Annotated in this window: 7 protein-coding genes; 1 reads left to right on the top strand and 6 read right to left on the bottom strand. The window is 64.0% G+C overall.

Annotation, left to right across the window (positions count from 1 at the left end; all coding sequences use genetic code 11):
• Positions 1-236: 236 nt before the first annotated feature.
• From G489_RS0116140 to G489_RS21085, 4 genes are all read right to left on the bottom strand, one after another.
• A complete protein-coding gene (locus G489_RS0116140) occupies positions 237-1,166 on the bottom strand; it encodes a hypothetical protein (RefSeq protein ID WP_155889423.1) in 930 nt (309 codons plus the stop codon).
• Positions 1,167-1,315: 149 nt separating this feature from the next.
• Entirely contained in the window at positions 1,316-3,931 is a 2,616-nt protein-coding gene (gene clpB, locus G489_RS0116135; RefSeq protein ID WP_029042392.1) for an ATP-dependent chaperone ClpB, read from the bottom strand.
• 181 nt (positions 3,932-4,112) lie between these two features.
• On the bottom strand, positions 4,113-4,970 hold the full coding sequence (locus G489_RS0116130; protein WP_029042391.1) for an ABC transporter permease: 858 nt from the start codon (positions 4,968-4,970) through the stop codon (positions 4,113-4,115).
• Positions 4,970-5,998, bottom strand: coding sequence for an ATP-binding cassette domain-containing protein (locus G489_RS21085; RefSeq protein ID WP_281173322.1), 1,029 nt, complete (start codon positions 5,996-5,998; stop codon positions 4,970-4,972). Before G489_RS21085 ends, G489_RS0116130 begins: the two co-directional genes overlap by 1 nt.
• 102 nt (positions 5,999-6,100) lie before the next feature.
• Here G489_RS21085 and G489_RS0116120 point away from each other — a divergent pair, with 102 nt between their 5' ends.
• On the top strand, positions 6,101-6,760 hold the full coding sequence (locus G489_RS0116120; RefSeq protein ID WP_029042390.1) for a TetR/AcrR family transcriptional regulator C-terminal domain-containing protein: 660 nt from the start codon (positions 6,101-6,103) through the stop codon (positions 6,758-6,760).
• A gap of 63 nt (positions 6,761-6,823) precedes the next feature.
• On the opposite strand, the gene G489_RS21080 is transcribed toward G489_RS0116120, so the two are convergent.
• Both G489_RS21080 and prmC read right to left on the bottom strand, forming a co-directional pair.
• Complete coding sequence (locus tag G489_RS21080; RefSeq protein WP_051332739.1) at positions 6,824-7,600, bottom strand: DUF4167 domain-containing protein; 777 nt, start codon at positions 7,598-7,600, stop codon at positions 6,824-6,826.
• 314 nt (positions 7,601-7,914) lie between these two features.
• Positions 7,915-8,781: a peptide chain release factor N(5)-glutamine methyltransferase gene (gene prmC, locus G489_RS0116110; RefSeq protein WP_029042389.1), complete on the bottom strand. Its 867-nt coding sequence runs from the start codon at positions 8,779-8,781 to the stop codon at positions 7,915-7,917.
• Between the last annotated feature and the right edge of the window lie 8 nt (positions 8,782-8,789).

The following is an 8,789-nucleotide window of genomic DNA, read 5'->3' as shown; positions in this document are numbered from 1 at the left end:
GGGGTTACTGGTTTCCGGCTTTCGCCGGAATGACGGAAGGGAATGTGGCGGAACCTCAGCCAGACAATCAGCGTCATTCCCGACTTCCTTGTGCCGCACGCCGGCGGGCTCTACTGCCTCACGCCGGCGGGCTGCCCGAGCATGACGAAGGTTGTGAGCGCAGCAAACTCGCTGGGGGTCTAAAGTGGGACCCTGTCAAATCCGGCGTGCAGCGACATGGTCCCGGCAACGGGATCTCAGCCGCTCCCGGAGCCCGCAGGTGGCGCGGGCGCCTCCGGCTCGGGAGCCGGTTTGCCGAGTTTCTCCAGGGCCGACTGGATTTCACCGCGAATCTGCGCCAGCGCCGCATCGCCAAGCCGATGGGTTTCACCTGTCCCCTGCCCACGTTTGACGAACGCACTGCCCATCGGCACAAGGACGGTCAAAATGGCGGCGACGCCGGCAACGATCATGGCCAGCCAGGCCGTATCGTTGGACTGGCTCGCCAATGTATTGGCCGATCCGGCCAGCGTGTTGGCCGCCTCAGCCAGTTCGTTTGCCTCTGCCGACCGGGCATCGGCGCGCTCGGCGCGACGATCGTCGCCCACCTTGATCGCAAGACCCACGACCTCGCTCTGCGAGAATGGCGGACAGGTCACGATCGAACAGGGCGTGATATTGGCGACCACACGGGTCAGATCGTCCTCGGAAAGGGCGCGCAATTCGGCCAGCAGCCGCAAACCGGCGGCATTTTTGTCAGCCGGAAACAGGCTCAGCCCGCCAGCCTGCTCAAGCGCATTGGTCTGAAATTGCAATGCCTTGATCAGCGCGTCCTCACCGGTGCCGAGTTGGTCGGCATCAAGGGTCGTGAACTCGAAACCCTGCGGCAGGGCAAAGGGGTCGAACCCGCTCCAGTCATTGGCGTTGAATTCGTTGAGACCGCGCGCATCGAGATAGTTCTCGAAGGCCTGGTTCGCATCGAACGCGGTCAAAACCGGCTGATCACCCAGCACGGTCAACTGCCCGCCGCCAGGCTGCGGATCGGCGGCAAGGCCGGGATTGGCCTCGAACGTCGTCACCACGCCCGAATGGTCGGCACCGTTTTGCGCCAGGACCAGTCCGGTCATGAGCGGCAGAACAGCCCCGACCGCCAAAGCAATGATGCTCCCTTTTCTCAACGCGTTCATCTCTCCCCCCAAAGACGATGCTGGATACAGCGCCGAGCTTAGGCGAGCACGCGCCCCAACACTATTGCGAAAGCCGAATCGAGCACGCCCCCGCTTCCATGCCTGAAAGCGGGGGCGTTTGATGTCTCGTCGATGAGACTGATGGCTGGTCAGGCGACCTCGGCTTCGGGTGTCGCCTCGCCGGGCGTGACCGTCAGCCCGGTGCCGACGCTGTCGACATCGACCGTGACATGCATGCCATCCCCGATCTGGCCGGACAGCATGGCCTCGGCGAGATTATCCTGCACATTGCGCTGGATCGCCCGCTTGAGCGGCCGGGCGCCATAGGCTGAATCATAGCCCTCACGGGCCAGCCATTCATGCGCCGCCGGGGTGAGATCGAGCGTGATGTCGCGGTCCGCCAGGAGCTTTTCGAGCCCCTTGAGCTGGATATCGACAATCGCGCCCATATGCTCGCGCCCGAGCCTGTGGAACAGAAGGATCTCGTCCACCCGGTTGAGAAACTCGGGCCGGAACGCGGATTTGACCGCATCGAGCACCTTGCCCCGCACCGCCTCGACCGGCTCGCCTTCGGGCTGCTGAACCAGATACTCCGCCCCAAGGTTCGAGGTCATGATGATGACCGTGTTGCGGAAGTCGACCGTGCGGCCCTGCCCGTCCGTCAGCCGCCCATCGTCGAGCACCTGCAACAACACGTTGAACACATCCGGGTGCGCCTTCTCGATCTCGTCGAACAGGATCACCTGGTAGGGCCGGCGGCGGACCGCCTCGGTCAGCGCGCCACCTTCGTCGTAACCGACATAGCCCGGCGGAGCGCCGATCAGCCGCGAGACCGCGTGCTTTTCCATATATTCGGACATGTCGAGCCGGACCATCGCCGCCTCATCGTCGAACATGAACTCCGCGAGCGCCTTGGTCAGCTCGGTCTTGCCGACCCCGGTCGGGCCGAGGAAGATGAACGAGCCGATCGGCCGGTTGGGGTCCTGTAACCCGGCACGCGACCGCCTGACGGCCTTCGCCACGGCATGAACCGCCTCGGCCTGCCCGACAACGCGGGCCCCGAGTTCGTCTTCCATGCGCAGCAGCTTGTCGCGTTCGCCTTCGAGCATCCTGTCGACCGGCACACCGGTCCAGCGCGAGACGATCTGCGCGACGTGATCGGGCGAAACCACCTCTTCGACCATGTCCGAGGCAACGCCATCGGCATCGTCTTCGGCAGCCTTGATCTTCTTTTCGAGCTCGGGAATGACCCCATAGGCCAGTTCCCCGGCCTTGGCGAGATCACCCGCACGCTGGGCGTTTTCGAGGTCGGTCCGCGCCCGGTCGAGATCTTCCTTGAGGTGCTGGGCTTCCCCCAGCCGCTCTTTTTCCTTGAGCCAGCGCTGGGACAGGGCCTGCGCCTCTTCCTCGAGATCGCTCAGCTCGGCTTCGAGCTTGTCGAGCCGCGCCTTGGAGGCATCGTCGGTTTCCTTCTTGAGCGCCTCGCGTTCGATTTTGAGCTGGATGATCCGGCGGTCGAGCTCATCCAGCGCTTCAGGCTTGCTGTCGACCTGCATCCGCAACCGCGCTGCCGCCTCATCGACAAGATCGATCGCCTTGTCGGGCAGGAAACGCTCGGTGATGTAGCGGTTCGACAGCGTCGCCGCGGAGACGAGCGCCGAATCCGAGATCCGCACACCGTGATGCAGCTCGTATTTCTCCTTGAGGCCACGAAGGATCGAAATCGTATCCTCGACCGACGGCTCACTGACAAAGACCGGCTGGAACCGGCGAGCCAGCGCTGCATCCTTTTCCACGTGCTTTTGATATTCGTCGAGCGTCGTCGCGCCCACGCAGTGGAGTTCGCCGCGTGCCAGGGCCGGCTTCAACAGGTTCGAGGCGTCCATCGCCCCATCCGCCTTGCCGGCACCCACAAGCGTGTGCATCTCGTCGATGAACAGGATCACCTGGCCTTCGGCGGCCTGGATTTCGCTGAGCACCGATTTGAGCCGTTCCTCGAACTCGCCGCGATATTTCGCACCCGCGATCATCGCCCCGAGGTCGAGCGCCAGAAGCGACTTGTTCTTGAGGCTTTCGGGCACATCGCCATTGACGATGCGGTTGGCGAGACCTTCGGCAATAGCGGTCTTGCCAACGCCGGGTTCGCCGATCAGCACGGGGTTGTTCTTGGTGCGCCGCGAAAGAACCTGGATCGTGCGGCGGATTTCCTCGTCGCGCCCGATGACGGGGTCAAGCTTGCCTTCTCGCGCTTCCGCGGTCAGGTCGCGGGCATATTTCTTCAAGGCATCGTAGCCCGCTTCGGCAGAAGCGGTGTCCGCGGTGCGGCCCTTGCGCAGGGTTTCGATGGCCTGATTGAGCCCGTTCGGGGTCACCCCGGCAGACTTCAGCGCCCGGCCCGCATCGGTGTCTTTCTCGATGGTCAGAGCCAGCAAAAGCCGCTCGACGGTGACATAGCTGTCCCCGGCCTTCTTGGCCGCCTGCTCGGCGGTGTCGAACACCTTGGCCAATTCCCGCCCGAGATAGAGCTGGCCGCTATCGCCGGAGACCTGGGCGATCTTTCTCAGCCCCGCCTCCACGGTGCCGCGCACCGCTGTGGGATTGCCGCCCGCACGCTCGATGAGACCGGAGGCCATGCCTTGGTCGTCGTCGAGCAGGACCTTCAACAGATGCAGGGGTGAAAACTGCTGATGGCCCGCAGACAGGGCCATTTGCTGGGCGCTCTGAATGAAACCGCGCGCCCGCTCGGTGTATTTTTCGATATCCACGCCAACTCTCCTTCTCTTCGGCCCGCGCGGCTCGCCCATTTGGCACGAAACCCCACGCCCAAGGCGTTGATCTTGATCAAGATGCCCGCTTTGGCGGCACACCCTTCGCACAAGATATAGGCATGGATTTGTGAAACAAAAGGGCCGGGCAGGCACCTTGTCTGCCCGGCCGTCCGCATTTTTATTCGCTACGCGCGAACAACAGGACCGCAAGCGCCAGGAGGCCGGCACAGCAGCCCGCAACGATCAGCGCCTGTAACCAGACCGGCACGGCAAAACCACCCCACAATAGCGGTGGATTGAGCAATGCCTGGACCTCGGGCGTGATCGCGAGCCGCTCGAAGACCACTTCGCGCAGCGGCGCCACCGCATAGGTCATGGGGTTGAGATGGGTCACCCAGTAAAGCCAGTCCGGCAGCCGCGACAGCGGGAACAGCGCGCCCGACAGGAACATCAGCGGCGTGATGATCAATTGCACAAGCGGCATGGCCGACTGCACCTGCTTGACCCTTGAAGCCAGCACCAGCCCGAGCGCAGTGATCATGAAACTCATCAGGAACAACAGCCCCATGATCTCGACGATCATGAGCGGGTCATAGGGCACCCCGGCAAACCCGGCGAAGATCAGGATGGCCATCGACTGGACGGTGGCCACGGTCGCCCCGCCGAGGCATTTGCCGGTGAGGATCGCCGTTGTCGAGACCGGCGCCACCAGCATCTCGCGCAAAAAGCCGAACTCGCGGTCCCACACCATCGAGATCCCGGCAAAGGCTGCGGTGAACAAGACCGACATCGCCAGAACACCGGGGAACAGGAACGTGGTGAAACTCGCCGTCTCGCTGCCGGTTTCGATCAGCGAACCGAGCCCGGCACCGAGCACGAAAAGAAACAGAAAGGGCTGCGCCAACGAGGCGATCATCCGCGCCGGATCGCGCCGGAACCGGATCAGTTCGCGCAGCCAGACGGTCATGACCGCCCGCATTTCGTGCCCGAGGCCGCCGCGCGGCACCCGCACGGAAGAGATTTCTGTGGCGCTCATCATCGTCTCCTTATCGGGGGAAATCCGGCATGGACCGGCCGGCCCTTGCCGCGTTCGGCATCGCGCAGCGTGGTGCCCGCATGGGCCAAAAACACATCGTCAAGGCTCGGGCGATGCACGCTCACCGAGCGGATCGGCACGCCCAACCGCTCGAAGAGCTGAGGCACGAACCCCGCCCCCTCCGGCACCGAGATCGTCACCTGGCCGTCGCGCATCTGCGCCTCGAGCCCGAACTCAGATTTGAGCGCCGCCATGGCCGCCTGATCGTCGTCGGTCGAAAGCTGCACCCGGTCCTTGCCAACCGCGGCCTTGAGCGCCTCGGGTGTGTCGAGCGCCACGATCTGGCCCTCATTCATGATCGCGATCCGGTCGCAATGCTCGGCCTCGTCCATGTAATGGGTGGTTACGAACACCGTGATGTCCTCGGTCTCGTGCAGTTGCGCGATATAGTCCCAGATCGAGGCACGGGTCTGCGGATCGAGCCCGATGGTCGGCTCGTCCAGGAACAGGACGCGTGGCGAGTGCAGCAAACCGCGCGCAATCTCGAGCCGCCGCCGCATGCCGCCCGAAAAGGTCTGCACCAGATCATGCCGCCGCTCATAGAGCCCGACCATGTCGAGCACCTGCTTGCGCCGCTCCGCCGCCCCCGCCCGGTCGACCCCATAGAGTTCGCCGTGAAATTTGAGGTTTTGTTCGGCGCTCAGGTACCCGTCGAGCGTCGGTTCCTGGAACACGAGCCCGATATGCCGCCGCACTGCATCGCGCTCGGTGGCGACATTGAACCCGGCCACATAGGCCGTGCCCGAACTTGCCGGCACCAGCGTGCACAGGATCTTGATGGTCGTCGATTTGCCAGCCCCGTTCGGCCCGAGGAACCGAAAGTCTCCCCGGCCTTCACGGTCAGGTCGATGCCGCGTACCGCCTCGACATTCTTGTAGCTCTTGGTGAGACCGCGGACCTTCACCGCATCCGCCTGTTCTGGTGCCGCCCCTGGCGAAGACATGGCTGACCGGCGCTCGTCCCGAGATAGTCCGTCCATTGTTCGCTCGTCCTCAGATCGCTCTTTCTCTAACACTGTTAGAGATGCTATACTCTAACAGTGTTAGAGATGCAAGGGAGCCCGTTCGCCCATGGCGCTGACGCGCGACGAAGTGGTGGCTAAGGCCATTGAATTGCTGGATGAAGACGGGCTCGACGCGCTCACCTTGCGGCGCCTTGCCAAGGCTCTCGGCGTGTCCGCGCCCACCCTCTACTGGCACGTCAAGGACAAGCGTCAGCTGCTCGACCAGATGGCCGAATGCATGATCGCACTGCAGCGGGCCAAGGAGCCGCCCCTGCCCAAGGATGGCGAGTGGAAGGACATGATTGCCGAGATGTTCCGCCGCCAGTACCGCACCCTGATCTCCTATCGCGATGCGGCCCGCGTCATGGCCGGCAATCGCCCCACCGATCTGGGCCTGCCCCACATCGAGCGCTGGCTGGGCATGTGGACAGATGCCGGGTTCTCGCCGGGCGAAGCGCTGACCCTGATCATGAGCGTGGGGAACTACGTCATGGGGTCGGCGCTCGAATACCAGGCCGAGGCCGAGCGGGCCCGCTTAAAGGATTCGACCAAGCGCGGCGGCGACCGGCACGACCCGCCCGACCCGGCCCTCTACCCGAACCTCACCGCGGCGGTCATGCAGCGCCGCAGCGGCCTCAACGACCCGCATGACGCCTTCGAAGCCGGTCTCTCGCTGATTCTGTCGGGCCTTGAAGCTCGCCGCCGGGAGATCGTGGAAAGGCGCTGACGCCAAACACAAAGAGGCCGGGCGTTGGCCCGGCCTTTTCAAAACTCGATATGTGACAACCTGCTATTCGGCGGCGGCGGGCTCGTCATCCTTGCCGGCGCCCAGCGGTTCAATGCTGGGCTGCGGTGCACCGGCCAGATCGCCTTGATCGGACGTTGCGGTGCGGCGCGGGCGGCGGGCGCGGCGCTTGGGCGCTTCGGCCTCAACGGCGTCATCGCCGGCTTGGCCATTGGCCTCCCCGGATACACCGCTATCCGCAGCTTGCTTGCCGGAAACGTCCTTGCCGGAAACGTCTTTGCCCGCATCGGCCTTGCCTGCATCGGCCTTTTCAGAGGCAGGCTTGCCGGAAACCTCTTTGCCCGAAGCGTCTTTGCCGGACGCATCACCCTGTCCGTCTTCGGCAGTGTCGCGTTGACGGCGCCGGCGGCCCCGGCCGGACTCGCGATCATCGCCACCGGCCTCGCCGCGATCTTCATTGTCCGCGCCATTGGCAGCGGCGCGGCGGCCATTGCCATTGTCGTTGGACTGATCGTCGGAACCGCCGTCGTCCTGATCGCCATTGTCGGACTGATTGTCCTGCTGGCGCTGCTGATTTTGCGCCTGAGCCGCGGAGATGATGCGGAAATAATGCTCGGCGTGTTGGAAGTAGTTCTCGGCCATTACCGAGTCGCCAGAGGCGGCCGCGTCGCGTGCGAGCTGGACATATTTGTCCGCGATATGCGCCGCGTTGCCGCGCACCTTCACGTCAGGTCCATTGCTCTCGTAGTTGCGCGTCAGCGGATTGACATTCTTGCGGTTGTTACGGCCGCGCGAACGCTTGTTCTGCTGTCCAGGTCTCATGGATCGTTTGTTACTTCACTCTTGTGCGGCGAACCCAAGGGGGTCGGCCAATTCGGTTAACATCACCAGTCGCACCGCGCGGAATGGAGCTATTATGCTCCCACCGTAGCTGCCGCTGCTACCGTTCCGTCACAAAGATTGGGTCGTGCCTTGGTTTGCTGCCCGCCTGCCCCAAAGGGCATCGCCAGAATATAGCTTGCGGGATTGGTGAGGTGCCGTCAAAGCACCCCTTCAGCGGCTCGGACCCTAACCGCTTCGCTTGCCATTTCCAAGCGAAAAATGCGGACATCCCCCAATTCCCGGGCAATCGCGCCTTACGGCAAACGGGCGCTGACCACACGATCGAGACCGGCGAGGTCCTTGGCGACGAGAATATCGGCGAAACCTTTATCTTTCATGAGCGCACCGACCGCCCCGGCCTGGGTCGCTCCGATCTCCAGCGCGAGCATGCCGCCGGGGTTGAGGAACCGGTCCGCTGCCCCGATGATCTCGCGATAGGCATCGAGCCCGTCCGCCCCGCCATCGAGCGCCAGCAACGGATCGTGGCGGCTGACTTCGGGCGCCAGCCCCGGGATGGCCCCGCTCTCGATATAGGGCGGGTTGGAAACGATGAGATCGAAACGGGTCTCCGCCGGCAGCGGGGCAAACCATTGCCCGCACACCACCCCGACCCGGCCCTCGAGCCCGTAAAGCGCCAGATTGGCATTGGCCATGGCGAGCGCGCCGGCGCTGATATCCGTCGCCACTACCTCGGCATTTGGATGGTGCATGGCGATGGCAATCGCAACGCAACCGCTGCCCGTGCCGAGATCCAGGACGCGGGGATGGTCGTGCCCGGCGATCTGACCGAGCCCGGTCTCCACCAGCACCTCGGTATCGGGACGCGGCACCAGCGTGTCGTCATTGAGCCCGATCACAAGCCCGTAAAATTCCTTTTCCCCGATGATCCGGGCCACCGGTTCGCCATCGAGCCGGCGATCCGCCAGTCCTTCGGCATCGGCGATGACATCGGGAGAGACCGCCTCGTGCTCGCGCACGATCAGCCCCGCATCGCCAAGCCCGGCGGCATGGGCCACCAGCAAACGCGCGTCGAGCGGCGCTGTGTCGATACCGGACGCTTCAAAGCGCTGGCGGAGCCGCCGCGCCAATTGTCCGAAACTGATATGCGCTTCTTCGCTCATCGGGTTTC

Origin of the sequence: Cucumibacter marinus DSM 18995, assembly GCF_000429865.1 — a bacterium.
GTDB lineage: Bacteria > Pseudomonadota > Alphaproteobacteria > Rhizobiales > Devosiaceae > Cucumibacter > Cucumibacter marinus.
The sequence above is the reverse complement of the archived record's forward strand: the minus strand, read 5'-3'. Positions and strand labels throughout refer to the sequence as shown.